Raw genomic sequence first — 25899 nt, forward strand, 5'->3', positions numbered from 1 at the left:
TTGAGTATCTGACAAAGAGGATAACACCGATGTCTCATTCCCCCAAATTCTCACGCCGCACGGCGCTGTTGGGTGCTGCTGCGCTCCCACTTGCTGCGGCAGGCACCGCCACCCGCGCCGCCGCGCCCATGATGGGTGTCAGCCAGCACAACTTCAAACGGGTCAAGGTTGGCGCGTTTGAGGTGACCACGCTTTTGGCAGGCACCCGCGCGGTGCCCGATCCGCACAAGATCTTTGGCCTGAATGTCGAGGCCGACGAGTTCAACGGCGTCTCTGCCGCGGCTGGCCTGCCCACGGACGCGGCGCAGTTTTTCTTTACGCCGACGCTGGTCAACACAGGCTCTGAACTGGTGCTGTTCGACACCGGCCTGAACGGCCCCGGAACCGTGGGCGCGATCGAGGCGGCAGGCTATACCGCCGATCAGGTCGACAAGGTCGTGATCACGCACATGCATGGCGACCACATCGGCGGTCTGATGACCGACGGCGCGCCGACTTTTGCCAATGCCGCCTATATGACCGGTGCCGTAGAATTTGATGCGTGGTCCGGCACGGACAACGAGAATTTTGAGGGCAAGGTCCGTCCACTGGCCGAGCAGATGACGATGCTGGACGATGGCGGCGCGCCTGCCTCGGGGATCACGGCGATGGCCACCTTCGGGCACACGCCGGGCCACATGGCCTATATGATCGAAAGCGAAGGCACCCAACTGGTGCTGGGCGCGGACTTTGCTAACCATTACGTTTGGTCGCTGGCCCATCCCGATTGGGAAGTGCGGTTCGACATGGACAAGACCGCCGCGGCCGCCACGCGCAAGCGGCTGTTGGACATGCTGGCTGCCGACCGGATCGCCTTTGTCGGCTACCACATGCCCTGGCCCGCCATCGGCTATGTCGAGACCAATGGCGAGGGCGGTTACCGCTATGTCGCGCACAGCTATCAGCTGACGGTCTAAGCCACAGGCATAGCGGACGACACGTCCGCCTTACGGGAATGAATCTGATGTCACCCCCGTAAGGCGGACCCGTTGGTACGCCACAGCCTATCCGCTAGAGCTTCCCTGCCGCCTCCAGGCGCGCCCAGGCATAGCTCACAAACCCCCGCCGAAACGAATGCCCGCCGGGAAAGGTGCAGAACTCCAGCACCGCACCGACGTCATTGCCGCGTCGCGCACAGTCCAAATCCTCAACCTGCTCGCGTTCTGCCGGGCCAAAACCACCATGCGCGCGGTACATCGCCAGCGCCTCCCGCACATCCCCCTGATGCGTCGGCCCAATGGGCCGGCCGCCCAAAGGCACGGTGCGGTCTTCGGTTCCGTGAATATGGATCACGCTGGCCACGGGAGCGGCACAGGCCTCCGGCGGCTCCAACCAGAACGTGCCCGCAATGGGCGCAAAGCCCGCAAACAGATCGGGCCGCGCACAGGCGAGGTTCCACACCATCATGCCGCCTGCCGAAAACCCGGTCATCATCACGCGTGTCCGGTCCAGTGCAAAGCGCAACGATGCATCTCCCATCACCGCCTCGAAATAGTCGAACTCCACCGCCCCATCCGTGTCGGGATGTCGGGGGGCATTGGGGATCACCCAATCCTCATCCCCCGATTTCACCGCAATCAGGGCAAGGCCCATATCCGACACCATCCGGCGCAGCCCAGTGTTGCGCATCACACCACGGGCCGATCCGCGATAGCCATGGGCAAAGACAATCGCCCCCACTGGCGTGACCCCATCATGGCCCTCGGGCATCGCGATGCGGTAATGGCGGTCGCCCAAGGGGCAATCGGTATCAGGGCCGCAGGCAAAAGCCACAGGGGCCACCCAGGCCAAGGCCAATCCGATCAAAATGCGCAACGCTGTCATGGTTTGCCCTCGCCTACCGCTTTGACGCGCAGCATCCTACGGGTCAGGCGGCGTCGCAAATCACCTCTGCGTCAATCGCCTCAAGACAGATCGCGCCACCGGTTCACAATGGGGTAACGGCGATCCAGCCAGAAGGCCCGCTTGGTCAACCGGGCACCCGGCGCAGACTGGAAACGCTTGTATTCACTGAGGTAAATCAGCTTCTCGATCTTGCGCGCCACATCGGCGTCAAACCCGGCGGCCACACAATCGGCAATCGACCCATCCTGATCCACCAGAATGTCCAACAGCGCGTCCAGTTCGGGATAGTCTGGCAAGCTGTCGCTGTCCTTCTGATCCTCGCGCAGCTCGGCGCTGGGGGGCTTGGTGATGATCCGGTCGGGAATCACTTCACCCGCATTGCCCATCATCCAGTCGCGGTGATTTGCGTTCCGCCAGCGGCAGGTCTCAAACACGCGGGTCTTGTAGAGGTCCTTGATCGGATTGTACCCGCCCGCCATGTCGCCATAGATCGTGGCATAGCCCACGGCGACCTCGGATTTGTTGCCGGTGGTCAACAGCATCTCGCCAAACTTGTTCGACAGGGCCATGAGCAGCAAACCGCGAATGCGGGACTGGATATTTTCCTCGGTCAGGCCCTCGTCCATGCCTTCAAAGAGCGGCGAAAGGGTGCTGGTCACCGCAGCGCGCGTCTCACCAATCGGCACATAGTCATAGCGGCAGCCCAAGGCTTTGGCGCAGGCCTCGGCATCCTCAAGACTGTCGCCCGAAGTGTATTCCGACGGCAGCATGACACAGCGCACGTTGTCCGGGCCGAGGGCATCGGCAGCTATAGTCGCAACAAGTGCGGAATCCACCCCCCCCGACATGCCCAACAGCACTTTGCTAAAGCCCGTCTTGGCGCAATAATCGCGCAAGGACGTGACCATGACACGGTAATCCTGTTCCCATTCGTCCGGGTGGTGGGCCATCTCGCCGGGCAATACGCGCCAACCCTCAGGGCCACGCTCCAGGTCCAGATGGGTCACCGTCTCGTCAAAGGCGGGCAACAACATGGCCATCGCGCCGCCCGGGTTCAGGGCAAAAGAGCCGCCATCAAACACCTGATCGTCCTGTCCGCCCACCATATTGAGGTAAATCACGGGCAGGCCGGTTTCGACCACACGAGCCACCATGTGGTTCAGGCGGGTCTCGAACTTGTTCCGGTAATAGGGCGAGCCATTGGGAACGAGCAGGAACTCGGCCCCCGTCTCCTGCAAAGTCTCCGCCACGTCCGAATGCCAGGCGTCCTCGCACACGGGCGATCCCACGCGGGTATTGCCCACGGAATAGGGGCCGCCCAAAGGCCCCGCATCAAAAATGCGCACCTCGTCAAATACGGTCTCATTGGGCAAATGATGCTTCAGCACCCTGCTCGCGATGCGCCCGCCCTTGCAAATGAGGTAGGCGTTGAAAAGCTCGGCCCCTTCAGCCCATGGGCAGCCGATAGCCAGGGCCGGCCCATCCGCGCAGTCCACCGCAAGCGCCTCAACGGCCTGCATCGCCGCCGTGTGAAAAGCGGGCTTGGACACCAGATCCTGAGCATTATACCCGGCAATAAACATCTCGGGCAGGGCCACCATATCGGCGCCTGCGGCCTTGCCCTCATCCCAGGCGGCGCGGGCCTTGGCGGCATTGCCCGGGATATCTCCGACAGTGGGATTCAACTGACCCAATGTGATGCGGAACCTGTCGGCCATGGCGGCACTCCTTAAAAGCTCACGGCGTGATGTAGCAGATTGCCAAGGCAAGGGAACCCACCTGCGACGCATTGAACACTGTCCGGCCCTGCCCTTCTTTTCTTCAGAAATACTCCCGGGGGTTTGGGGGTTGGCCCCCAATAGTCCCTATATTCAGGGACTACCCAACAGTCCAACAGGGCGCGAGGCCACGCATCCAAAGGCCATTGCTCCTCCCGCCCCCCTGTCTTAACCTTTGCGCAACCGCCACATCTGGCTACGACCCACATGATAACCCGAGGTACGCGATGCGCATTCGCAGTCTGATCTTCTGCCTGGTTCTGCTGCCGGGGATGGCACTGGCCCAAAGCGGCGCGGTGCTGACCAAGCAATATGACGATGGCGGGGTCTATGAGGGGACGTTCCGGGGCGGGCTCCAGCACGGAACGGGCACCTACCGGCTGCCCAACGGATATGAATATACCGGCGAATGGGTCGATGGCGAGATCAAGGGCGAAGGCACAGCACGCTTCCCCAATGGCTCCATCTATGAAGGCAGCTTTGCCAAGGGCAAGCCCGACGGGTTCGGCAAGATCATCTTTGCCGATGGGGGCACCTATGAGGGCGACTGGCAGGCAGGCGCGATTATCGGCGAGGGGGTGGCGCTTTATGCCAACGGTGTCCGGTATGAGGGATCGTTCCGCAACGCCAAGCACCACGGCAAGGGCACCATGCAGTCGCCCGGCGGCTATGAATACCAGGGCGACTGGGTCGATGGGGTCAAGCAGGGGATGGGCACGATCACCTATCCGGACGGGGCGGTCTATGACGGCCAGATCGATGCCGGCAAACGGCAGGGCACCGGCACACTTACAACGCCCGACGGGCTGATCTATGTGGGGCTCTGGAAAGACGGGCAAATCGACGGCAAGGGCACCCTGACCCAACCCAATGGAGACGTTTACGAGGGCGATCTGGTCTCGGGCAAGCGCGAGGGGCAAGGCCGCGTCACCTATGCCAATGGGGACGTCTATGACGGCACCTTTCAGGACGACCGCCGCCATGGCCAGGGCACGTTCATCGGCAATGACGGGTATCACTATATCGGCCAGTGGACCCAAGGCCAGATCGAGGGCAAGGGCCGTGTGACGTATCCCGATGGCGCGGTTTACGAGGGCGATTTCCGCGATGACCTGTCCGACGGCAAGGGCAAGATCACCTATACCGACGGCTCCACCTATGAGGGCGACTGGGTCGCGGGCGTCATCGAAGGGCAAGGCCGCGCCACCTATGCCAACGGGATCGTTTATGAGGGCGATTACAAAAACGCGCTGAACCACGGCCAGGGCGTCATGACCTATTCTGACGGCTACCGCTATGAAGGCGCGTGGCTGAACGGGCAACGGCACGGGCAAGGCACCGCCACCTATCCTGATGGCACCGTCTATGTCGGCGACTTCGAGGCCGGGCAACGGCACGGGCAAGGCAAAATCGTGATGGCCTCCGGCTTTGAATATGACGGGCAATGGATACGCGGCGAAATCGACGGTTTGGGCGTCGCGACATATGCCAATGGCGACGTGTACGAAGGCACCTTCAAGAACGGCAAACGCCAGGGCACAGGCACGATGCGCTATGCGACGGGCGAAGAGGCCACAGGGCAATGGGACAACGGCGCCCTGCCAGACACCGAAGCAGACACCGAAACCGAGGGCGGCTGACCCCGATGCGGTTCTGGATCGCGGGTCTGGCTGCTTGGATATTGGCGACGCCCGCCTTTGCCGACTGGCAGTTTCTGGAAAACTGGACCGACCCCATTGATCAGGCCACCGTCCGCGCAGCGACCGCCACGGGCGACGATGGCACCACGCTGCACCTTTACCGTAACGCGTCCGGGCGGGTCTATGCGCTCTTCACCCTGCCGCAGGGCGGCGCGGACCTCGCGGCACAAGGGATCGTGGCCCGGATCACACCCGAAGGGTTCGCCACCAAGGACATCGAAGTGCGCCCCGAACCAGGTCGCATCATCGAATACGGGCTCAGCACCGGGCGGATGCTACGCGACCGGCTCTGGCATGGCGAGGGGGAGGCACCGGCATTCGGCACCTTCCGCGACCTGCTTGAGGCTCCGGCACTGACCGCCCGCTTTCAGCTGGAAGACGACAGCGCCCGCACCAGCACATGGGTGATGGAAGGGGCAGGTCTGCCCATTGCCCAGGCGCTGGGGATCAAGATAGAGGGCGTGGCAGCAGGGGCCGAATGGGACGACGCCGCCGCGCAGTCCCTCTTGGCCGCGATGACAGCCTGCCAGTTCCCCAAACTCGACGTGACCTGTGTGCAAAAGGTCACCGCCTGCAGCAGCGCCATCAGCGAGGACCGCGACATTGACGGGTTCGAAACCTGCGTCGCTGCCCCGTCCAAATAATGTCGCTCAGTCGGAAAAGTCCAACGGCTCAAGGCCCCGGGACCGGCGATAGCCGTTGATGACAAATTCGATATCTGCCTGAGATTTCAGGCGTGGAAAGTCATAGCGCAGCGATTCCTGGTAGGCGACTGAACGCACCCGCTCGTAACTGCCCAAGACTGTGCCAAACAGCAACAGGATCGAAAAGGACGCCACCGCCGTGGCGGCCAGTGGAACTTCCCTTGGGGATTTCGTCACAACATAAAGGGCAACCGCCCCAATCAGGCCCAAAGCGGCCGGGATCACATCGCCCACCGCCGCATTCCGACTGGCGCCCGTGATCATCCCGGTGACCAGGGCCAGCGTGCCAAAGACAAAAGCAATCAGGCACAGAACCGGAATTTGGCTCTGTTTTTGGTCGCTCACCGCCTCAACAACCTTGAGAAACAGGAAAACAACCAGAACAAAGCCCGCAGCGATCGCCACGATGATCAGGGTCTTTTCCAGGCTTGCGGTAATATCTGTGCCGTACATCAGCCGTTCACCATGCCACCGCCCAGCACGCCGGGTACGTTGATGAAATCCTGTTGATCATAAAGGCTTGGGGGCGGCTGATAGGCCTGAAACCCCTCGCGGGTCGGGCTGCCCTCCAGCAAATCGTCGGGAAAAAAGCACGCAATCAGAGCGTCACCCTCGGCAGGGGTCAGGGTTTCGGAATTGGCTGATTTACGGGTGATGGTGGCACAGAATTCCTCACGCGATAGTGCGGGGTCTTCGGCTTCGATCACCTCGGGGTCATCGGCCCGCAGCGGCGTTGCCACCAACCAAACCCCGACGAGGCCGCAATTGAACAAGTGTAAAGCGCGCATTCTGGAAATCTTCGTTGCACTCAAATATGAGCGCATACTACCACACGTTGATCGCTCTGGCAAAACATGCAGTGACTAAGCCACCGACGCGCGCATCGTCCCGGGCCAGGTGGCATCCAGCCACAACCGGTCCACGGTGTCCAACTCTTCGGCCAGGATGGGCATATCACTCTCCCAATAACGACCCGACTCCACGATATAGCCCAATTCGGCCTCCCGCGCTTGCGCCCGGCCCACCGCGATCAGGTCCGGGGCTTGGGCACGCGGCGCGCCCGCCTCCAACTGCTCCGGGCTGACCACCGGACAGACAAGGCGGCTTTCGCCAAAGGGGGCGCGCAGGCAGGCGCAATCCTGCAATGCGGCCAACAGCATCAGGCGGGCCGACTTGGCCTCAAGACTGCGCAGGGTCACATCATCGCGCAGCGGATCAGCCGTGCCCGTCCCGTAAAAGTGTCCCTTGCCCTGCGCCGGGTACACCATGTCACAGCCGTAAAAGACGATCCCGGCAGGCCGCAACGCATGCAGCGCCCAATACCCGGCGGTAAAGGCCATCGTGCCCCCGGCATATACGATCCCGCCATAAGCATTGTTTGCAGGCACATAATGTTCAGAGCGGATCAGGCGCTGCCCTTCCCCCACCATGGGGGGCATCCGGTCGGGCGCAAAATCGTCGGGCGCAATGTGATAATCCCAATCGTCGCGAACCTGCCAGGCATTGTTGATCGCCACGATGGCCGAAAACAGGGATTTGGGCAGGTCGCGGGCTTGGGTAACATTGGGCGCACTGCCAAGGATCAGGATCGGTTTCGTCTGGGTCATCACATTACCACTCATTGTCACAGACGCGCACCTGCCCCCAACGGTTTAGGGCGACCGAGGGGCAGGTCAATTGCCCGTCGCAAGATACCGCCCAAGGGCGGCTGCCTCAGACCACCTCACCCGCCTCCATCCGGTTCAGGAATGCCTCTGCCTCCGACAGCACCGTCGCCCGTTTTTCGTCATCCATCCGGTCCCACGTCCGGTACATATTGCCCATCCGCGCATTGTTCGAAAACCGCTCTCGGTGTCGGTCCAGGAAATGCCAATAGAGCAGGTTAAAGGGGCATGCCCCCGCGCCCGTCTTGACGCTGACCTTGTAGGCGCAGCCTTTGCAGTAATCCGACATCCGGTTGATATAGGCCCCCGACGACACGTAGGGCTTGGACGCGATCACGCCCCCATCCGCGAATTGCGACATGCCCACGACATTGGGGGCCTCCACCCACTCAAACGCGTCCGCATAGACGGCCAGATACCACTCCGACACCGCGCCCGGATCAATCCCTGCGAGCAGTGCAAAGTTGCCGGTCACCATCAGCCGCTGAATATGGTGGGCATAGGCCTCGTCGCGGGTCTGTTCCACAGCCTTTGAGACACAGCGCATCCGTGTCTCCGCCCCCCAGAAAAAATCCGGCAGCTTGCGGTCATGATTCAACCCGTTACGGCCCGCATAATCCGGCCCTTCCAAAAAATAGATGCCGCGCACATATTCACGCCAGCCAATGACCTGACGAATAAACCCTTCGGCCGCATTGATGGGTACGTCGCCCGCCTTCCACGCATCCTCGACAGCCCGGCACACCTCGATCGGGTCCAGCAGGCCGATGTTCAGATAAGGCGACACAAGCGCGTGATAGAGAAACTGATGCTCGGCCAGCATCGCATCCTGGTAATCGCCAAACTTGGCCAGCCCGTGTTTCACAAAATGGGCCAAGGCCCGCCGCGCCTGACCCTGATCGGTGGCAAACCAGAACGGGCGCACCGCCCCGAAATGGCTGTCAAAGCGGCGCTCGACCAGCGCAATCACATCCTCGACCACTGCATCAGGCGTAAATTGCATCGGTCCGCTAAAATTCACCTCATCGGGTGCCGGCTTGCGGTTGTCATGGTCATAATTCCACTTGCCGCCCGCCGGGTCATCGCCCTCCATCAACAGGCCCGTTTCCCGGCGCATCTCTCGGTAAAAATACTCCATGCGCAGGGCCTTGCGCCCCTCGGCCCAGGTCTCGAACCGGGCATGGCTGGCCAGAAACCGGTCATCCTCCAGCAAGGTCACGGTCAGGGGGCAGTCCTCCAGCGCCGCGATCAAACGCCACTCGCCGGGCCGGGTCGCAATGACCTCGCTGGCGCCATATTGCTCAGCCCGCCGGATCAACTCGCCCGGGATGCTCTGCGCATTCGCGGTGTCATCCAACTCAGCATAGGCCACCTGCCAGCCATCATCGCGCAACCGTGCCGCAAATTTGCGCATCGCGGCCAGAATCAAGACGATCTTCTTGGGGTGATGGGGCACATAGGTGCCCTCCTCCATCACCTCGGCCATCACCACGACATCCGACGCCCTATCGGCGGCTTTCAATGACGCCAACCCTTCGCTCAGTTGATCGCCCAAAACCAGGATCAAACGGCTCACCACGGCACCTCTGCCCCGGAATAATCGTAAAACCCGCCGCTCTGGTCAGGACCCAACCCATCCATGACGGCCATCAGGTTTCCAGCCGCCTCCGCAGCCGAAACGGCAGGGTGACGACCCAGATACTTCTCGGTAAACGGCGTCGCCACGGTGCCGGGATGCAGGGCCACCAGACAGGCGTGCTTGTGGGTTCGCCCCAACTCGATCGCAGAGGTGCGCACCACTTGGTTCACCGCCGCCTTGGCCGTGCGGTAACTGATCCAACCGCCAATCCGGTTGTCGCCAATCGACCCCACGCGCGCCGACAACACAGCAACAACAGACGGCGCATCGCGATCCAACAGGCCCGCCACATGGGACAAGACCAGCGCAGGCCCCATCGCATTCAGCGCAAATTGATCCATCATCGCATCGCGGCTGACCGCCTTGATGGTCTTCTCAGGCACCGCCCCGTCAATCTCCAGGGCCCCCGTCGCAACAATAATCCGTGCATAGGGACCACGGCCCGCCAAATGCGCCTCAACCGACGCAGGGTCGGTAATGTCAAAGCCATCCACAGACCGCGACAGCCCGTGCACTCTGTACCCACGGGCGGCATATGCGGACGCCAGAGCAGACCCAATGCCCCCCGACGCCCCAATTATCAAAACCTCTTCCATCTCGCCCGACCTAGCCCCGAAACGGAACTCTTCCACCTTCATTGTTTCCCAAATACTCAATCCAAGGCCCCCAGAAATTCCACCCTTCCCATTTCAATCGAACCGGCTATAAATGCGGCCATGACACTTGCCACGCATATCCCAAGCCCGCGCCTTTCCGGCGCCGCTCTGCGTGGCCTCCTGCTCCTAGTTCGCCTCTGAGCGCAGCCTGTTGGCGCGCCCGCTCAGAGGATAGCCCGCGCGCCCCAGGCTTCAGGATCAGATCAACAAGAGACCTCACATGACCCAAGACAAAGTTGTCATTTTCGACACAACACTCCGCGACGGCGAACAATCGCCCGGCGCCACCATGACCCACGCAGAAAAGCTCGAGATTGCGGGTCTGCTGGACGAAATGGGCGTCGATATCATCGAGGCGGGCTTTCCCATCGCCTCCGAAGGGGACTTCAACGCCGTTTCCGAAATTGCGAAAAACGCCGATAATTCTGTTATCTGCGGGCTCGCCCGCGCCCAGATCGGCGACATCGACCGCTGTTGGGAGGCGGTCAAGCACGCAGCAAAACCCCGCATCCACACCTTCATCGGCACCTCGCCCCTGCACCGCGCCATCCCGAACCTGACCATGGACGAAATGGCCGAGCGGATCGAACAGACGGTCACCCACGCCCGCAACCTCTGCGACAACGTGCAATGGTCGCCCATGGACGCCACCCGGACCGAGCTTGACTACCTCTACCGCGTCGTGGAAATCGCCATCAAATGCGGGGCCACGACGATCAACATCCCCGACACAGTCGGCTACACCGCACCGCGCGAAAGCGCGGACCTGATCGCCAAACTGATCGAAAACGTCCCCGGCGCGGACGAGGTGATCTTTGCCACCCACTGCCACAATGATCTGGGCATGGCGACGGCCAACAGCCTCGCGGCCGTCGAGGCGGGCGCGCGCCAAATCGAATGCACCATCAACGGGCTGGGCGAACGGGCGGGCAACACAGCCCTTGAGGAAGTCGTGATGGCCCTCAAGGTCCGCAACGATATCATGCCTTTCCAGACCGGCATCGACACGCGCAAGATCATGAACATCTCGCGCCGCGTCGCGGCAGTCAGCGGCTTTCCCGTGCAGTTCAACAAGGCCATCGTTGGCAAAAACGCCTTTGCCCACGAAAGCGGCATCCACCAGGACGGCATGCTCAAAAACGCCGAGACGTTCGAGATCATGCGCCCCGAGGATGTGGGCCTTTCGGGCACCTCTTTGCCGCTGGGCAAGCATTCAGGCCGCGCCGCGCTGCGGGCCAAGCTTGAGGAACTGGGGTTCGAGGTGGGCGACAACCAGCTCAAGGACATCTTTGTCCGCTTCAAGGATCTGGCCGACCGGAAAAAAGAAGTCTTCGACGACGATCTCGTCGCCTTGATGCGCACCTCCTCTGACCCCGAAGACGAGCGGCTCAAGATCGAGAAATTGGCCGTGCGCTGTGGCACCGAAGGGCCGCAAGTGGCTGATATGGTTCTCAATATCGACGGCATCAGCCAGATGACGACGCAAACCGGCGACGGCCCCGTCGACGCGACCTTCAACGCGGTCAAGGCGCTCTTCCCGCACGAGGCGCGGCTGCAACTGTATCAGGTGCACGCCGTGACTGAAGGGACAGACGCCCAAGCCACCGTGACGGTCCGGATGGAGGAAAACGGGCGCATCGTGACCGGCCAATCCGCCGACACCGACACCGTCGTGGCCAGCGCTAAGGCCTATGTGCACGCGCTCAACCGCCTGCTCGTGCGGCGCGAAAAGGGCGGCAGCGACAAGGCCGAAATCAGCTACAAGGACGTCGGTTGATCAAACCGGCCCTAACGCTGCACCTCACGCCGCAAGCGCGGCAAGGCAAAGCATTGCCGAGCGACCTGCTCGCTCGGCAAATTCAACTGTTGATTCAGAACGGGTCCAACTGGTCCGAGATTCCGCCTGTGCTGCGCGGTTGCGTCTGGCTGAGCCGCTATGCCGGCGACGTGGCCAATGGCGGTCACTCGCAATTCATCGCAAATGCCATCGCGACACTGGGGGATACAGGCGCGAGCACCGCGCTGGATTGGGTGATCGACGGCGCGCGCCAAGTCGGCGCTGACGACTTGGCCGACCTCGCCCAAGAGGCACTTGATTGGGTCACCGCCCACCCTGAAGATGCGCAGGACCAGACCGGCGCATCCGGTGGGCGCGCGCCCGCCCTTGATCCGCTGGATACGCGCTATCTTAAACTGGATCGCGGCGACACGGACGCGTTCGACGCGGCCCTCGCCCCCGCCGACCCAACGATTGCCGAAAACCTGCGTCACGCCCTCGGCATCGGTGCGCCCACCATGCCCTATACCCCGCTGCACAGCGTAGCGATGCAACTGGCGCTGCTGCGCCATGAGCCCGTCCAGATCGTGCCACGCGGCGATTTTGACGCTGTCGTCCTGGCCCAAGTGGCCCAAAGCGATGCGGCCCGGCTGGCCCCTCTCAAACGGGCGCGCGTCGACGTGCTGTTTCACCTGCCAGGTCCCTGGTTTTCCGCCGCTTTGCTGGCCACGATGCACAGCCTGCCCGACGGCACATGGGTTGAGATCTGGGGCGACGACAAATTGTCCAAGGCGCGCCCGCATGTCGGGGGCAAGGGCCTCTTGCGCCTGATCGGGGCCGAGGCGCGTGACATCACCGTGAGCCAGGGCACCGTCACCGTCCTTCAGGCACCGCCTCCGCTGCAACAGCCAGCCGTGCCCGCACCAAAGGCCAAAGGCTTCTTTGCCCGGCGAAAACAACAAAAACAGCAAGCCATTTTTGACGCCCGCCTCGCCGCCGAGAACGCGGCCCGGGCCCGCGCCCCCACCGAAACCGCCCCACTGTCAGCGGGCAAGGCGCTGCACAAAGCCTGGTCAGATATGTACCTGGCCGAAGCACTCACGCGGTTCACCCAGGATCAAGGGTTGCCCGCCCCCACGGCCCTGCGCCTTATAAGTGTGGCGCAAGGGGATACCCCCAAAATCGACTGGATGTTCAAGTTCGGGCACGGTGCCACCGACCCGACCGCGCACGTGATCCAGAAACCCGAAGCCGTGCTGGTCCGGCTCCAGGACGCTCCGGAACTCAGCCGCTACTTCGTCTCGGACCTGCGTGCGCTGGCCGAACAACTGGGTTAATCGGCATAGGGGTTCTTCGCCCCGCGATCCGCGCTCAAGGACGGCTGCGACCGCTCGACAATTGCCAGCACCGCATCAGCCACGTGCACCTCGGCAATCGCATCATCGCCGCAGGCCACACGGATCTTATGCGCCTCCATCAGCACTTCGGCATGGCTCGACCCACGCGGCGGAATGAATTTGTAGCAGGCCAGTTCAATGGTCAGACCCAGAGGATCGTTGAAATAAATCGAATCCATAAAGCCACGGTCCTTCACACCCGTATGGTCAATGCCCCGCGCCACCAGACGGGCCGGCACCTGCGCAAACATCGCCCGGTCCACCTCGAACGCCACATGATGGACACAGCCCGGATCGGTGGGGGTGCGGCCCGGATCGACCGCCCGGCTTTCATCGGTAAAGATGGTGATCAGCCGCCCGTCACCGGGATCAAAATACAGATGCCCCTGTTCGGGATGATCCAGATTGGGCTGATCAAAGATGAACGGCATGCCCAGCACCCCTTCCCAAAAGTCGATAGAGGTTTGCCTATCCGCTCCCACAAGCGTGATATGATGTACCCCAAGACTCTGAACTTTTTGCATTTTCTCTTTTCCTTGCTGCGTTACATCCCGTGGCTTCCACAAAATGGAACATTTCCTTTGCATTGAAACTGGCGTCGCGGCAATGCTGGGCAAGGGCAATCAAGCGGGAAACAGACGTTGCAATACCACCAAAACGGGGTGCAAACCGGCGATCCTTCTCTCGCGCCTGCGGCGGACCGCGCCGACGGGCCCACCGATGTCCTCATCGTCGGCACCGGCCCTGCGGGCCTTACACTCGCCGCCTATCTCGCCCAATTCCCCCACATTCGTACCCGTATTGTCGAACGTCGCGACGGCCCTTTGATCATGGGCCAGGCCGACGGCATTGCCTGCCGCACAATGGAAATGTTTCAGGCCTTCGGATTTGCCCATCAGGTCCTGCACGAAGCCTATTTTGTCAACGAAACAACCTTCTGGCGGCCAGATGACAGCGGCACGATCATCCGCACAGGGCGCATCCAGGACGTGGAGGATGACCTGTCCGAAATGCCCCATGTCATCCTCAGTCAGGCGCGGGTGCAAGATTTCTACCTTGACATGATGGCCAAGTCGCCCAGCCGACTGACGCCGGACTATGATACCAAACTGGTCGATCTCACGCTTCCTTCAGAACCAGACGCACCCGTAGGGATCACACTGGAAACCAATAGCAAGACCGAGGTCACGACCGCCCGTTTTGTCGTCGGCTGCGACGGTGCGCGCAGCCAGGTGCGGCGGGCGCTGAACATCGAACTGAAAGGCGAGGCCGCAAACGCAGCCTGGGGCGTGATGGATGTGCTCGCCACCACCGATTTTCCCGATATCCGCCTCAAATGCGCCATCCAGTCAGCGGGAGAGGGCAGCCTGTTGATCATCCCGCGCGAGGGCGGGCATATGGTCCGGCTCTATATCGAGCTGGACAAGCTGAACCCCGACGAACGCGTCGCGGATCGCGCCATCACCTCCGACCACCTGATCGCGGCGGCCCAGCGCATCCTCGCGCCACACAGCCTCGATGTGAAACAGGTTGCCTGGTGGTCTGTCTATGAAATCGGCCAACGGATCAGCGACCGCTTCGCCGACACAGCGCCGACGGACGCCCAAGCGCCCCGCGTCTTCATCGCAGGCGACGCCTGCCACACCCACAGCCCCAAGGCGGGTCAGGGCATGAACGTCTCAATGGCTGATGCCTTCAACCTCGGTTGGAAACTGCAATCGGTGATCGACGGGCACGCAGGCTCCGAACTCCTGCACAGCTATTCCGCCGAACGGCAGGCCATCGCCCAGGAACTGATCACCTTTGACAAGGCCTTTGCCGCCATGTTCGCAGACACCAAGGGCAACGGACCCGCTTTCCAAAGCTATTTCCTGCAACACGGGCGCTACACCGCCGGGGTCGCCACCTGCTATGGCCCGTCGATCATCCGAGGCCCCGACACATGGCAATACCTGGCCACAGGCCTCGCAATCGGTACCCGCTTCCATTCGGCCCCAGTGATCCGCTGGGCCGATGCAAAGGCGATGCAGCTCGGGCACACGCTGCGCGCTGATGGGCAGTGGCGGCTGATGATCTTTGCCGGGCAAGACCCCGATGAGGCCATGACACTCGCCCAATCGGCCACGCCCGAATTGCGCCTGATCCTGCAAAGCCCGCATCGCGACACGGTACTGGACCCAAGCGACCAAACCCTCTTTCCCACCGTGGGAACGCTGGGCCTGACAGACTACGAACGGGTGTTTTGCGTCGATCCTGCGGCCAACATATATGACATGCGGGGCATCGACACCGAACAGGGGGGCGCAATTCTGGTGCGACCGGACCAATATATCGCGCATGTTCTGCCACTTAGCGGCCATGCAGAACTGACCGAGTTTCTGGCGCTAACACAAAGCTGAATATCGGCGCAATCGCGCCAACGGCATCCCCAATACGGCCTTTAATCCGGCCAAGGGCGACCGTATAAGGCCCCAATCAATCGCGTCCCGAGTCGGGGCGCTAAAAGCATTGGGGTGCGCGGCAGATGTCGATCTTCGGAAATCTTGGTGGGCTGTTTTCGTCGGACATGGCGATTGATCTGGGCACTGCCAACACGCTTGTTTACGTCAAGGGCAAGGGCGTCGTGCTGTCCGAACCTTCCGTGGTTGCCTATCACATCAAAGACGGCGTGAAGAAAGTGCTCGCCGTGGGCGAAGACGCCAAGCTGATGCTGGGCCGGACGCCCGGGTCCATCGAAGCCATCCGCCCGATGCGCGAAGGCGTCATCGCAGACTTCGACACCGCCGAAGAGATGATCAAGCACTTCATCCGCAAGGTCCACAAACGCTCAACATTCTCCAAACCCAAGATCATCGTCTGCGTCCCACACGGCGCGACCCCCGTAGAAAAACGCGCCATTCGCCAGTCGGTGCTGAGCGCAGGCGCCCGCCGCGCGGGCCTGATCGCCGAACCCATCGCGGCGGCCATTGGCGCGGGCATGCCAATTACCGATCCGACCGGCAACATGGTTGTGGACATCGGCGGCGGGACGACCGAGGTGGCGGTGCTGTCCCTCGGTGACATCGTCTACGCCCGCTCCGTCCGTGTCGGGGGTGACCGCATGGACGAGGCGATCATCAGCTACCTGCGCCGCCAACAGAACCTTCTGGTTGGTGAAACAACCGCTGAACGGATCAAGACCAGCATCGGCACCGCGCGGATGCCTGATGACGGGCGCGGCACCTCGATGCAGATCCGTGGCCGCGACCTTCTGAATGGTGTGCCCAAGGAAATCGAAGTGACCCAGGCCCAGATCGCCGAGGCACTGGCCGAACCCGTCCAGCAGATTTGCGAGGCGGTGATGACCGCGCTCGAAACCACACCGCCTGATCTTGCGGCAGACATCGTCGACCGGGGCGTGATGCTGACCGGCGGTGGCGCTTTGCTGGGCGATCTTGACCTCGCCTTGCGCGAACAGACAGGTCTGGCCGTGTCCATCGCCGACGAAAGCCTGAACTGCGTGGCCCTGGGCACCGGCAAGGCGCTGGAATACGAAAAACAACTGCGCCACGCCATCGACTACGACAGCTAAGTCGCCACTGGCGGGCAAGTGACTTGCCCCAAAGGGGCAAATGCCCGACCATCAGATCCAAGCGACCCAGAGTGAGGTGAAACCGCCTTGGCCAAGGACCGCACAAACGTGGACTACGGAGGACCGCTTCGGCGGCTGGTTCTGGCTGTTCTGGTGCTTGCGTTGGCGGCGACCTTTCTGATCTGGCGGATCGACAGCCCCCGCGTTGAACGCTTCCGCGCCCAGGTCACCGATCGGATCGTACCCAATATGGATTGGGCCATGGCCCCCGTAACGGGCACAGTGAACCTGATCCGCGATTTCCAAAGCTACCGGCGGATCGCCGAACAAAACGCCGAACTGCGCCGCGAGCTGCGCCAGATGCAAGCGTGGAAAGAGGCGGCCTTGCAGCTTGAGCAGGAAAACGCCCGGCTGCTCGACCTCAACAACGTGCGCCTCGATCCCCGCCTGACCTACATCACCGGCGTGGTTCTGGCGGACTCTGGCTCCCCCTTCCGCCAGTCCGTTCTGCTGAATGTCGGCGCGCGCGACGGCATCGTCGAAGGCTGGGCCACCATGGACGGCATCGGCCTCGTGGGTCGGGTGTCAGGCGTGGCCCAGAACACCGCGCGGGTGATTTTGGCCACCGACGCCTCCAGCCGCATTCCGGCCATCATCCAGCCCTCGGGTCAGCGGGCGATTGTGGCGGGCGACAACTCTGCCGCACCACCCATCGACTTTCTGGAAAACCCCGATCTCGTGCGCCCCGGCGACCGGGTGGTGACCAGCGGCGATGGTGGTGTGTTCCCGGCGGGACTGCTGTTGGGCCAGGTGGCCGCCGACCCCGGCGGGCGTTTGCGCGTGCGCCTCGCCGCTGACTATGAAAGGCTCGAATTTCTGCGGGTGCTGCGCCACTACGGGACCGAACCCGTTTCTGACACCACCGATGTTCTGGGCCCTGCGCCGTCTGCTCTGCTGATCGAGGAGGGCACGGAATGAACGATCTCACCCCCTCCCGGCTTTGGATGATGCGGGGCGCGTTTGCGCTTTTGATACTCACCATCCTGTTCTTTCATCTGCTGCCGCTGCAGACGGCGACGGGCGGGTTGATATGGCCCGACCTGATCCTGACCTTTGCGCTGGCCTGGTCCGTTCGCCGTCCCAAATACGTGCCCGCCGTCCTGCTGGCGGCGGCGTTCCTGCTCGCAGACCTATTGCTGCAACGCCCCCCCGGGCTCTGGGCCCTGCTGGCACTGATCGCTTGCGAACGGGTCAAGCTGCAATCGCGCAGCTTGAGGGACGCGAGCCTCGCGACGGAACTCGCCTCGGTCACGGCCTGGATCATCGGGATCGGCATCAGCTACCGGATCATCCTCGCGATCCTGCTGGTCGAAATGCCACCCATCGGCCCGGCTCTGATCCAGATCGCGGTCACGGTGCTGGCCTATCCCCTGGTGCTCGGCATCACGCACACGGTCATGGGGGTGCGCAAGGCAGCCCCGAATGATATCGGCGGCAAGGGAGTACGATCATGAAACGGCCCCGCGTTGATAGTGAAGCAAATCAGAGGGTTATTGGCAGGCGCGCCCTGATCCTGGGCGGCGTTCAACTGGCCTTTGTCGGTGCGCTTGGGGCCCGGATGCAGTTCTTGCAGGTGGACCAGGCCGATCAGTTTCGCCTGCTGGCCGAAGAAAACCGGATCAACATCCGGCTGATCCCACCCGCGCGGGGCGAAGTCTTTGACCGCAACGGCATCCCGCTTGCCCGCAACGTGCCAAGCTACCGGATCGTGATGGTGCGTGAAGATGCGGGCGACGTGGACGAAGTGATGGAGCGGCTGGCCGCGGTCGTCAATCTCGACCCCGACGAGGTGGAGCGCGCGCGTACCGAGATGAAACGCTCGGCCCCTTTCTTGCCCGTCACCGTCGCGGACGAGGTGCAGTGGGAGGACCTGAGCCGCGTGTCGGTCAACGCCCCCGCCCTGCCCGGCGTCACGCCCGAGGTGGGCCTCAGCCGGGTGTATCCCCGTGGTTCGGACTTTGCCCATGTGCTGGGCTATGTGGGTCCGGTCAGCGACTTTGATCTGGAACGGATCGAAGACCCCGACCAATTGCTGCGCATTCCCCGATTTCAGATCGGCAAGGTCGGTGTCGAGGCCAAGGCCGAAACGCCCTTGCGCGGCAAAGGCGGCGCCAAGCGGGTCGAGGTCAACGCCACGGGCCGGGTCATGCGCGAGTTGGACCGGCGCGAGGGCATCCCCGGTTCTGACCTGCAACTGACCGTCGACGCGGACCTGCAAAGTTACGTGCAGGCGCGCATCGCTGACGAGAGTGCCAGCGCCATCATCATGGACGTGACCAATGGCGATCTGGTGGCCATCGCCTCCGCCCCAACCTTTGACCCCAACCTTTTCGTGCGCGGGATTTCCAACCGTGATTACAACGCACTCACGGAAAACAAATATCGACCGCTGGCCTCGAAAACCGTGCAAGGGGCCTATCCGCCCGGCTCGACCTTCAAGATGATCACGGCGATGGCCGCGCTTGAAGAAGGGCTGATTGGCCCGGACGAAACCGTCTATTGCCCCGGCCACCTTGAGGTTGCGGGGCGCAAGTTCCACTGTTGGAAACGGGCGGGTCACGGCTGGGTTGACCTGCAAAATTCACTCAAACAGTCCTGCGACGTCTACTATTACGATTTGGCCCTCAAGGTGGGGATTGAAAAAATCACCGCCATGGCCAACCGCTTTGGCTTGGGCGAACGGCACGATGTGCCCATGTCGGCCGTGGTGCAGGGCCTTACACCCACAAAGGCGTGGAAGAACCGCGTGCATGGCAGCGATTGGGTGATCGGCGACACAGTCAACGCGTCAATCGGTCAGGGCTATATGCTGGCCTCGCCGCTGCAACTGGCAGTGATGACGGCTCGGTTGGCCAGTGGCACGGCGGTCAAACCGCGCCTGATCAAAAACATCGACGGCATTGAACAGCCGACCGGGGCAGGTCCCAGCATGGGGATGAACGAAAACAACCTGCGCAAGATGCGCCGGGCGATGTTTGCCGTGGTCAATGACCGGCGCGGCACCGCATATGGCAGCCGCATCATTGAGGACGCGATGCGCATGGCGGGCAAGACAGGCACCTCGCAAGTGCGCAACATCACCGCCGCCGAACGTGCGCGCGGCGTGACGCGCAACGAGGATCTGCCGTGGGAACGGCGCGACCACGCCCTGTTTGTAAACTTTGCCCCCTATGACGATCCCAAATATGCAGTGGCCGTGGTGGTCGAACATGGCGGCGGCGGGTCCAAGGCCGCAGCCCCCATCGCCCGCGACATCACCCTCCAGGCGCTTTATGGGGGCGAGCCGCCCCTGGATGCATATCCCACCAAGGACCGGGACCGCATCGCTGAACAACAGCGCACCCTGCGCGGCGTGCGTCCCGTGGCCAATGTGCAGGGCAGCGATCAGGCATGAGTTATCTTGAGTACACGGTCAAATATGTCCCGACCGGCCCGCGCAAACTGTTGTACCTGAACTGGCCGCTGGCCTTGTTGCTGGCGGCGGTGGCGGGCATCGGGTTCTTGATGCTCTATTCCGTGGCGGGCGGGTCGTTTTCCCCTTGGGCCGAAACCCAGATGAAGCGTTTTGCCATGGGATTTGTCCTGATGCTGATCGTGGCGATGGTGCCCATCTGGTTCTGGCGGAGCATGGCGGGATTTGCCTATGCGGTGTCTTTCATGCTGCTCATTGCGGTTGAGTTCTTTGGCTCTGTCGGGATGGGGGCGCAACGCTGGATCGACCTGGGGTTCATGCGCCTGCAACCGTCCGAACTGATGAAAGTCACGCTGGTTCTCATGCTGGCTGCCTATTACGACTGGCTGCCCTCGCACCGAAAATCGCGCCCCTTTTGGGTGTTGTTGCCCGTCATCCTGATCATTGCACCCGTAGCACTGGTGCTGAACCAGCCTGATCTGGGCACCTCGATCCTGCTGCTGGCGGCAGGCGGCGGGCTTATGTTTCTGGCCGGTGTGCACTGGGCCTATTTTGCCGCTGTCCTCGCCTCTGGCATCGGCCTTTTGACGGCGGTGTTTCAGTCACGCGGAACCAGTTGGCAACTGCTGGAGAATTATCAGTTTCGGCGCATCGACACCTTCCTTGACCCCTCTACCGATCCGTTGGGCGCGGGCTATCACATCACCCAATCCAAGATTGCGCTCGGCTCTGGCGGCTGGACCGGGCGGGGGTTCATGCAGGGCACGCAATCGCGCCTGAATTTCCTGCCCGAGAAACATACCGACTTTATCTTTACGACTTTGGCAGAGGAATTCGGCTTTGTCGGGGCGTTCTCGCTCCTGGTTCTTTACGCCCTCATCATCGTGTTCTGCGTGGTCTCGGCGCTGGCCAACAAGGACCGCTTCTCCTCGCTCCTAACCTTGGGTATCGCGCTCAACTTCTTTTTGTTTTTCGCCGTGAACATGTCGATGGTTATGGGGCTGGCCCCCGTGGTCGGCGTACCGCTGCCGCTGGTCAGCTATGGGGGATCGGCCATGCTGGTCCTGATGCTCGCCTTTGGGTTGGCGCAAAGCGCGCATGTCCACCGTCCGCGATGACGCATCTGGATGCCTTCCGCCCGCGCACCGTGCTGACGCTTGATCCAGTAGCCCGCAACGGATGGCACCTGAAACGCTATGCCATCCTCGCCGACGGGCGAGACTATGCAGAAGACATTGCAACCGCGGCCGCCGATGCGGCCCTTGCCCGCCTGCCTGACGCCGGGGCCCTGGAGAACCCGGATGGCAATCACGGGGTGGGCTTTCAGATCATTCATTTTGCCCAGGTCGCTGTGGTTGTGCCGACGTTTTATTGGCAATGGGGCAGCGTACTGGCCCACAGCGATCAGATCCGTGCGCCCTGGTCCAACCCCACCCGTTTTGAGACGGGCAAGACCGAAGTCTTTGGCTGCATCTGGGAGATGGAGATCGTCACTTTTGAGGTTCAAGCCTGGACCGCCACAATGCTGAGCGGTCAGGGCACCCCCGGCGCAAACCGCGAAACCTATCTGTCCCGCGTCGCGGTTTAAGACCCGCCGCAATCGGCCTTTTGCATTCCGCGCTTACGGCGTTACACAAGGCGCAAACACCCCCGACCAGAGCACTGTAATCACCCCGCTCAGGTTCGGATCAGGATCACAGGCTTGGCCAGCCACGGCACGGAGTACAACACATGAGCGTCAACGTCCTTTTCGCTGCCACCGAAGCCCGTTGGGCCGAATATGAGGCGCCCTTGCGCGATGCCATCGCGGCCATCGGAGTAGAGGCGTATATCGCCACAGACATGGCCCCCGAGATCGTCGATTACATCGTCTATGCGCCCAATTCCGCGGTGCAGGATTTCACGACCTACACCCGCGCCAAGGCGGTTTTGAACCTCTGGGCCGGGGTCGAGGCGGTGGTGGGCAATGAGACGCTGAAGATCCCGTTGTGCCGCATGGTCGATCCGGCCTTGACCCAAGGGATGGTCGAATGGGTGACGGGCCATGTGCTGCGCCTGCATCTGGGGATGGACGCCCATATCGGGGCCGCCCCCGGCACGTGGGCGCCCGTGGCCCCGCCACTGTCCTTTGACACCCGCGTGACGGTGCTGGGCCTTGGCGAGCTGGGCACCGCCTGCGCGCAAGCCTTGGCAGGTCTCGGGTTTCAGGTGACGGGGTGGAGCCGGTCGCAAAAGGACATCGCTGGGATCACCTGCCTGTCCGGCCCGGACGGTTTGACCGAGGCGCTGAGGCGCGCCGACTACTGCGTCCTTCTGCTGCCCAAGACGCCCGCGACGGAAAACACGCTAAACGCCGAAACGCTTGCGCTGATGCCGCACGGCGCGCGCATCCTGAACCCGGGACGCGGCCCGCTGATCGACGACGACGCCCTGCTGGTGGCACTAGCTTCGGGTCAGATAGGCCACGCCACACTCGACACATTCCGGGTGGAGCCATTGCCTCAGGACCACCCGTTCTGGACCACGCCTAACGTCACAATCACCCCGCATGTGGCGTCAGAAACGCGCGCAGCCTATTCGTCGAAAACCGTCGCGGAAAACATCCGGCGGGGCGAGGCAGATGAGACGTTTCTTTATCAAGTGGACCGGTCGGCGGGATATTAAAGGGGCCATTTAGGAGCGCCTTTGAACGTCTTCATCTTGTTGCATGCCCCGTCTTGGCCAAAAACCGCACCCGATGTGTGCACCATGTTCGCGCGGTGGTTTAGACATTGGTGCAGAGGCCATGACAAATGTAACACTTGAAAGTCGGCAGTGCGGACAAAGCCGTCATCGACAACGTAAACTCGGACGGCTCCTATCGCGTGGCAGGCGACATTGATCTTCCTCGTATCTGCGTGTTCGAGACTGATCCTTGGTCTGTCCGATGATGGATTGGACGGACATTCAATAGTTTGGTTATTTTTCAAACGTATACACGTGTCCTGTACTGCAGTTTGTACAAAGAACACACAGAAGTTGCTAGGTTCAAGCTCTTTGTTCGGGGGACCGCCGCGTCTTAATGGACGTCTCCCATTCGGTCAGCACTTCATTGGTTCGTTCGATAATGCGGTCTCGCTCAGGTTGAAAGTGTCCACTGGCAGCTAATCCTCCAAACTGAGCGGAACGAGCCTCTTCTTCACATATCCAGTCAAGACGCACCTTGAGTCTCTCAAGTTCTGTAAGGAATTTATCGTCGGAACTCTCAGTCATTTAACAACCTTTCGCCAATCCACTGTATTCAGCCTATTCCATGATGACAGAAGTAAGTTTCTGCCCATTCAACATGTACATTTAGACCTAATGAACATTCACCTGCAATGTTTGCTGGAGAGCTTTGAAATAGCATCGCGCACTGTTCCAATCTCAGCACCGTCGTCCCAAAATGCGAGGACATCTCCGATGTTGCCAACCTCGATCCTCGCACGGTGACCCTTCGTTCCGTTTTTTATTCTAATTACTCCACTTTTTTCCAATGAGACGAGGACGTCTGCTGCCAAATACGAGTTCTTCTTCTGCAAGCGAGACAAGACGCCTTCCCGACTTACATCCAAGAATGTGTTGTTATCACGTGAGTTTAGCAGGCGAAGTGTTTCACGCGTGAGCGCCTTGATGTCATCTGGAGTCGTCTTTCTTAAAGAAACGCGAGAACTGCGATTATCAAACGTTGAGCGAGCCTGCATTGATTTGAAGTTGCAATTTTTATCATTTACCTCATCGAAATCTGTGCAGCCCTGAATTTCGAATTCACCGTCGAAAGTACATCCTGAGAAATTGGTCTGCTTATCGAAAGTACAGTCGCGAAATACAACATCTTGTAAGCGGCAATTGTGAAACTCGAACCCGGAAAAGTCAAAACTTTCAAAATGGCAGGAGAAATCGAGGTTTTTGAAGCACTTTTTGCCTGACAATAATACTTCCGCAAGTAGCTCGCCCACCTCGAACCGATTCAAGTTGAACGCCTTTTTGCAGCAGCTTGTAAACAAGAGGATCAGGCCCTGTGCAGAACGGTTGCGAAAATGCTGACTAACCCGTCTATCAGAAAAATAGTCGCTAAGTTGCGAAGCATTGGCGTAGAATGCTGAGATGTCTGCGAATAACTCGACAGACGTATCTTTCAGATTGTTGATTTGACGGAGATACTCTTCAACCCCAATAAAGTTATCGTTTTGTTTGAAAATAAACTCTGCCAATCCTTTAGCTCTCAAGTAATCGCTCATACCGTTGAACAAGAATGATTTTCGACTGCCCGAGTTTCCGATGAAGTGGTGAGATAGCATTCCATCGAGGGCGTCCTCATCGAGATCATATAGATCCATAATTGATAGAAATTCTTCGACTGAGAATACGTCGCCATGCAATAAGCTGAGAGAAAACAGTACGCCGCTTTGTGTTGTGTAAGAAATGCCGCTTTTTCGGATTTCGCGGTTCCCCGCCGCAATAATGATTCCGTCAAGAGGATCGGTGCGATTTAGAAACTCATCTTTATCAAAGTCGCCTCCTTTTCTATGTGTCGCGCTCAAGCAAACAAGACGCAATATATAAGGTGATTGCGAGAAGCGAATGGAACTTCCATTCTGGGTTTGATTGGCCGTCGGTGAGCTGCTGTCCACGATTGCTAGGGTCTGTTCAGCAAACTTGCGGTTTCCTGTATGGAGCTCGAACCATCCGTTCAAGAACTCTTCACGTTGTGAGTTGTCGAACGGTAAGACTTCATACTCATGCAATTTCATTCTCTCGGAACTGCGCACATCTGCCCAGAAGGTGGATCTACTCGTGAAAATGGCCTTTCCGGCACTGTCTTCTTCGAAAATGTTCTCCATTTGAGCAATAATGTCGCCGACGGTGGCCTCAGTGTAGGCATCCGTACAAAGCTCGTCCAATCCGTCGAAAATTGGAAGAATTGCCCCCCTAGAAATCAGGTGTTCGATTGCTTCGTCACCAATCGCTGAATTTGGGTACGCTTTTGCTACGGCTTCTGAACATGCGCTTCTCACAGAAAACCGCTTTTCATTAACAAGGTGACGCCAGTGGCTAGAGTCGATGTAGATGGGTAGACGCGTTAGATTTGGAAGTGATTGGAGCGTGCCTACGATTTCTTTGCAGAATGTAGTTTTCCCAAAGCCAGCGTTCCCGGTAATAATTGCAACTCTGTCATCAATGCGATCAGCCCGGAGCCAGTCGACAATGGCTCTCGAAGCGCTGCTGTCCTTCTTTTCCTTTTTGTCTCGGATTGTAGGCTGAATGTAGAGCTCTTCCTTTGCTCGCAACGACCTATTCCCAAATTTTTTGGTAGCATTTCTGAAGAGAATTTGATCTTCAGTTTCGACCGCGTTGATACCGTGAGCTTTGAGTATTGCAGTAATTTTGGCCCTTTCTTGGATTGTGGTGAGAACAGCATTGGAGGGCACCACCGCCAGAGAAGACAGTTCTCTCTCGAGTTGGGCCTGAGATGAAAAAGAGCGCACTTGCAACATAGTAAGCACTCGGGCATCAAATACTGTATCTTCCGTGCCCTTCCAAATGCTACAGGTTTCAAGCTGATTTTCAGTTGGGTCAGACAGCCCTAGAAACCCTAGTGTTTGCGAAAATTCTCCCATATCGGTCCTTTACGTCAG

22 protein-coding genes are annotated in these 25899 nt (G+C 60.4%); 13 read left to right on the plus strand and 9 right to left on the minus strand.

Annotation, left to right across the window (positions count from 1 at the left end):
• Positions 1-29: 29 nt before the first annotated feature.
• Positions 30-956: an MBL fold metallo-hydrolase gene (locus tag Q1A44_RS00730; RefSeq protein WP_299618138.1), complete on the plus strand. Its 927-nt coding sequence runs from the start codon at positions 30-32 to the stop codon at positions 954-956.
• Positions 957-1050: 94 nt separating this feature from the next.
• On the opposite strand, the gene Q1A44_RS00735 is transcribed toward Q1A44_RS00730, so the two are convergent.
• Together Q1A44_RS00735 and Q1A44_RS00740 are read right to left on the minus strand one after the other, a co-directional pair.
• Positions 1051-1863, minus strand: coding sequence for a prolyl oligopeptidase family serine peptidase (locus Q1A44_RS00735; protein WP_299618141.1), 813 nt, complete (start codon positions 1861-1863; stop codon positions 1051-1053).
• Between the two features lie 80 nt (positions 1864-1943).
• Positions 1944-3602, minus strand: coding sequence for an NAD+ synthase (locus Q1A44_RS00740; protein ID WP_299618144.1), 1659 nt, complete (start codon positions 3600-3602; stop codon positions 1944-1946).
• A 287-nt stretch (positions 3603-3889) separates the two neighbouring features.
• Here Q1A44_RS00740 and Q1A44_RS00745 point away from each other — a divergent pair, with 287 nt between their 5' ends.
• Both Q1A44_RS00745 and Q1A44_RS00750 read left to right on the plus strand, forming a co-directional pair.
• A complete protein-coding gene (locus Q1A44_RS00745; protein WP_299618147.1) occupies positions 3890-5302 on the plus strand; it encodes a 2-isopropylmalate synthase in 1413 nt (470 codons plus the stop codon).
• 5 nt (positions 5303-5307) lie between these two features.
• Positions 5308-6006 carry a hypothetical protein gene (locus tag Q1A44_RS00750; RefSeq protein WP_299618150.1) on the plus strand — a complete coding sequence of 233 codons (699 nt, stop codon included), beginning with the start codon at positions 5308-5310 and terminating at the stop codon, positions 6004-6006.
• A 6-nt stretch (positions 6007-6012) separates the two neighbouring features.
• On the opposite strand, the gene Q1A44_RS00755 is transcribed toward Q1A44_RS00750, so the two are convergent.
• The 5 genes from Q1A44_RS00755 to Q1A44_RS00775 form a co-directional block, all read right to left on the minus strand.
• A complete protein-coding gene (locus Q1A44_RS00755) occupies positions 6013-6519 on the minus strand; it encodes a hypothetical protein (protein WP_299618153.1) in 507 nt (168 codons plus the stop codon).
• Positions 6519-6854, minus strand: a complete 336-nt coding sequence (locus tag Q1A44_RS00760) for a hypothetical protein (protein WP_299618156.1) — start codon at positions 6852-6854, stop codon at positions 6519-6521. Before Q1A44_RS00760 ends, Q1A44_RS00755 begins: the two co-directional genes overlap by 1 nt.
• A gap of 75 nt (positions 6855-6929) precedes the next feature.
• The gene (locus tag Q1A44_RS00765) at positions 6930-7673 is read right to left on the minus strand and encodes a hypothetical protein (RefSeq protein ID WP_299618159.1); all 744 of its coding nucleotides are present in this window, start codon (positions 7671-7673) and stop codon (positions 6930-6932) included.
• A 106-nt stretch (positions 7674-7779) separates the two neighbouring features.
• Entirely contained in the window at positions 7780-9306 is a 1527-nt protein-coding gene (locus Q1A44_RS00770; protein ID WP_299618163.1) for a cryptochrome/photolyase family protein, read from the minus strand.
• Entirely contained in the window at positions 9303-9965 is a 663-nt protein-coding gene (locus Q1A44_RS00775; protein WP_299621284.1) for an SDR family NAD(P)-dependent oxidoreductase, read from the minus strand. Before Q1A44_RS00775 ends, Q1A44_RS00770 begins: the two co-directional genes overlap by 4 nt.
• A gap of 280 nt (positions 9966-10245) precedes the next feature.
• Here Q1A44_RS00775 and Q1A44_RS00780 point away from each other — a divergent pair, with 280 nt between their 5' ends.
• Complete coding sequence (locus tag Q1A44_RS00780; RefSeq protein ID WP_299618166.1) at positions 10246-11802, plus strand: 2-isopropylmalate synthase; 1557 nt, start codon at positions 10246-10248, stop codon at positions 11800-11802.
• Complete coding sequence (locus Q1A44_RS00785; RefSeq protein ID WP_299618169.1) at positions 11799-13139, plus strand: DUF4375 domain-containing protein; 1341 nt, start codon at positions 11799-11801, stop codon at positions 13137-13139. Before Q1A44_RS00780 ends, Q1A44_RS00785 begins: the two co-directional genes overlap by 4 nt.
• Here Q1A44_RS00785 and Q1A44_RS00790 read toward each other — a convergent pair.
• The gene (locus tag Q1A44_RS00790; RefSeq protein WP_299618172.1) at positions 13136-13723 is read right to left on the minus strand and encodes a VOC family protein; all 588 of its coding nucleotides are present in this window, start codon (positions 13721-13723) and stop codon (positions 13136-13138) included. The two genes, Q1A44_RS00785 and Q1A44_RS00790, sit on opposite strands and share 4 nt — an antisense overlap.
• 117 nt (positions 13724-13840) lie before the next feature.
• Between Q1A44_RS00790 and Q1A44_RS00795 the strand changes: the two genes are divergently transcribed.
• From Q1A44_RS00795 to Q1A44_RS00830, 8 genes are all read left to right on the plus strand, one after another.
• Positions 13841-15598: an FAD-dependent monooxygenase gene (locus Q1A44_RS00795; protein WP_299618175.1), complete on the plus strand. Its 1758-nt coding sequence runs from the start codon at positions 13841-13843 to the stop codon at positions 15596-15598.
• Positions 15599-15723: 125 nt separating this feature from the next.
• Positions 15724-16770 carry a rod shape-determining protein gene (locus tag Q1A44_RS00800; RefSeq protein WP_299618179.1) on the plus strand — a complete coding sequence of 349 codons (1047 nt, stop codon included), beginning with the start codon at positions 15724-15726 and terminating at the stop codon, positions 16768-16770.
• Positions 16771-16857: 87 nt separating this feature from the next.
• The gene (gene mreC, locus Q1A44_RS00805; protein ID WP_299618182.1) at positions 16858-17748 is read left to right on the plus strand and encodes a rod shape-determining protein MreC; all 891 of its coding nucleotides are present in this window, start codon (positions 16858-16860) and stop codon (positions 17746-17748) included.
• Entirely contained in the window at positions 17745-18284 is a 540-nt protein-coding gene (locus Q1A44_RS00810) for a rod shape-determining protein MreD (RefSeq protein WP_299618185.1), read from the plus strand. The genes mreC and Q1A44_RS00810 overlap by 4 nt, the downstream gene beginning before the upstream one ends.
• Positions 18281-20224, plus strand: a complete 1944-nt coding sequence (gene mrdA / locus Q1A44_RS00815; protein ID WP_299618187.1) for a penicillin-binding protein 2 — start codon at positions 18281-18283, stop codon at positions 20222-20224. Before Q1A44_RS00810 ends, mrdA begins: the two co-directional genes overlap by 4 nt.
• The gene (gene rodA, locus Q1A44_RS00820) at positions 20221-21360 is read left to right on the plus strand and encodes a rod shape-determining protein RodA (protein WP_299618190.1); all 1140 of its coding nucleotides are present in this window, start codon (positions 20221-20223) and stop codon (positions 21358-21360) included. The genes mrdA and rodA overlap by 4 nt, the downstream gene beginning before the upstream one ends.
• Positions 21357-21830: a hypothetical protein gene (locus tag Q1A44_RS00825; protein ID WP_299618192.1), complete on the plus strand. Its 474-nt coding sequence runs from the start codon at positions 21357-21359 to the stop codon at positions 21828-21830. The genes rodA and Q1A44_RS00825 overlap by 4 nt, the downstream gene beginning before the upstream one ends.
• A 143-nt stretch (positions 21831-21973) precedes the next feature.
• Positions 21974-22906, plus strand: coding sequence for a glyoxylate/hydroxypyruvate reductase A (locus tag Q1A44_RS00830; protein WP_299618196.1), 933 nt, complete (start codon positions 21974-21976; stop codon positions 22904-22906).
• A 686-nt stretch (positions 22907-23592) separates the two neighbouring features.
• Here Q1A44_RS00830 and Q1A44_RS00835 read toward each other — a convergent pair.
• Complete coding sequence (locus Q1A44_RS00835; protein WP_299618199.1) at positions 23593-25881, minus strand: NACHT domain-containing protein; 2289 nt, start codon at positions 25879-25881, stop codon at positions 23593-23595.
• Between the last annotated feature and the right edge of the window lie 18 nt (positions 25882-25899).

It is taken from the genome of uncultured Tateyamaria sp. (assembly GCF_947503705.1).
In the GTDB taxonomy this organism is placed as follows: Bacteria; Pseudomonadota; Alphaproteobacteria; order Rhodobacterales; family Rhodobacteraceae; genus Tateyamaria.

What these genes read in the sequence shown, in the direction of transcription:
- Q1A44_RS00730 (WP_299618138.1), top strand. Translation starts at nt 30, where the DNA reads ATGTCTCATTCCCCCAAATTCTCACGCCGCACGGCGCTGTTGGGTGCT.
- Q1A44_RS00735 (WP_299618141.1), bottom strand. Translation starts at nt 1,863, where the DNA reads ATGACAGCGTTGCGCATTTTGATCGGATTGGCCTTGGCCTGGGTGGCC.
- Q1A44_RS00740 (WP_299618144.1), bottom strand. Translation starts at nt 3,602, where the DNA reads ATGGCCGACAGGTTCCGCATCACATTGGGTCAGTTGAATCCCACTGTC.
- Q1A44_RS00745 (WP_299618147.1), top strand. Translation starts at nt 3,890, where the DNA reads ATGCGCATTCGCAGTCTGATCTTCTGCCTGGTTCTGCTGCCGGGGATG.
- Q1A44_RS00750 (WP_299618150.1), top strand. Translation starts at nt 5,308, where the DNA reads ATGCGGTTCTGGATCGCGGGTCTGGCTGCTTGGATATTGGCGACGCCC.
- Q1A44_RS00755 (WP_299618153.1), bottom strand. Translation starts at nt 6,519, where the DNA reads ATGTACGGCACAGATATTACCGCAAGCCTGGAAAAGACCCTGATCATC.
- Q1A44_RS00760 (WP_299618156.1), bottom strand. Translation starts at nt 6,854, where the DNA reads ATGCGCGCTTTACACTTGTTCAATTGCGGCCTCGTCGGGGTTTGGTTG.
- Q1A44_RS00765 (WP_299618159.1), bottom strand. Translation starts at nt 7,673, where the DNA reads ATGACCCAGACGAAACCGATCCTGATCCTTGGCAGTGCGCCCAATGTT.
- Q1A44_RS00775 (WP_299621284.1), bottom strand. Translation starts at nt 9,965, where the DNA reads ATGGAAGAGGTTTTGATAATTGGGGCGTCGGGGGGCATTGGGTCTGCT.
- Q1A44_RS00780 (WP_299618166.1), top strand. Translation starts at nt 10,246, where the DNA reads ATGACCCAAGACAAAGTTGTCATTTTCGACACAACACTCCGCGACGGC.
- Q1A44_RS00790 (WP_299618172.1), bottom strand. Translation starts at nt 13,723, where the DNA reads ATGCAAAAAGTTCAGAGTCTTGGGGTACATCATATCACGCTTGTGGGA.
- Q1A44_RS00800 (WP_299618179.1), top strand. Translation starts at nt 15,724, where the DNA reads ATGTCGATCTTCGGAAATCTTGGTGGGCTGTTTTCGTCGGACATGGCG.
- Q1A44_RS00810 (WP_299618185.1), top strand. Translation starts at nt 17,745, where the DNA reads ATGAACGATCTCACCCCCTCCCGGCTTTGGATGATGCGGGGCGCGTTT.
- mrdA (WP_299618187.1), top strand. Translation starts at nt 18,281, where the DNA reads ATGAAACGGCCCCGCGTTGATAGTGAAGCAAATCAGAGGGTTATTGGC.
- rodA (WP_299618190.1), top strand. Translation starts at nt 20,221, where the DNA reads ATGAGTTATCTTGAGTACACGGTCAAATATGTCCCGACCGGCCCGCGC.
- Q1A44_RS00825 (WP_299618192.1), top strand. Translation starts at nt 21,357, where the DNA reads ATGACGCATCTGGATGCCTTCCGCCCGCGCACCGTGCTGACGCTTGAT.
- Q1A44_RS00830 (WP_299618196.1), top strand. Translation starts at nt 21,974, where the DNA reads ATGAGCGTCAACGTCCTTTTCGCTGCCACCGAAGCCCGTTGGGCCGAA.
- Q1A44_RS00835 (WP_299618199.1), bottom strand. Translation starts at nt 25,881, where the DNA reads ATGGGAGAATTTTCGCAAACACTAGGGTTTCTAGGGCTGTCTGACCCA.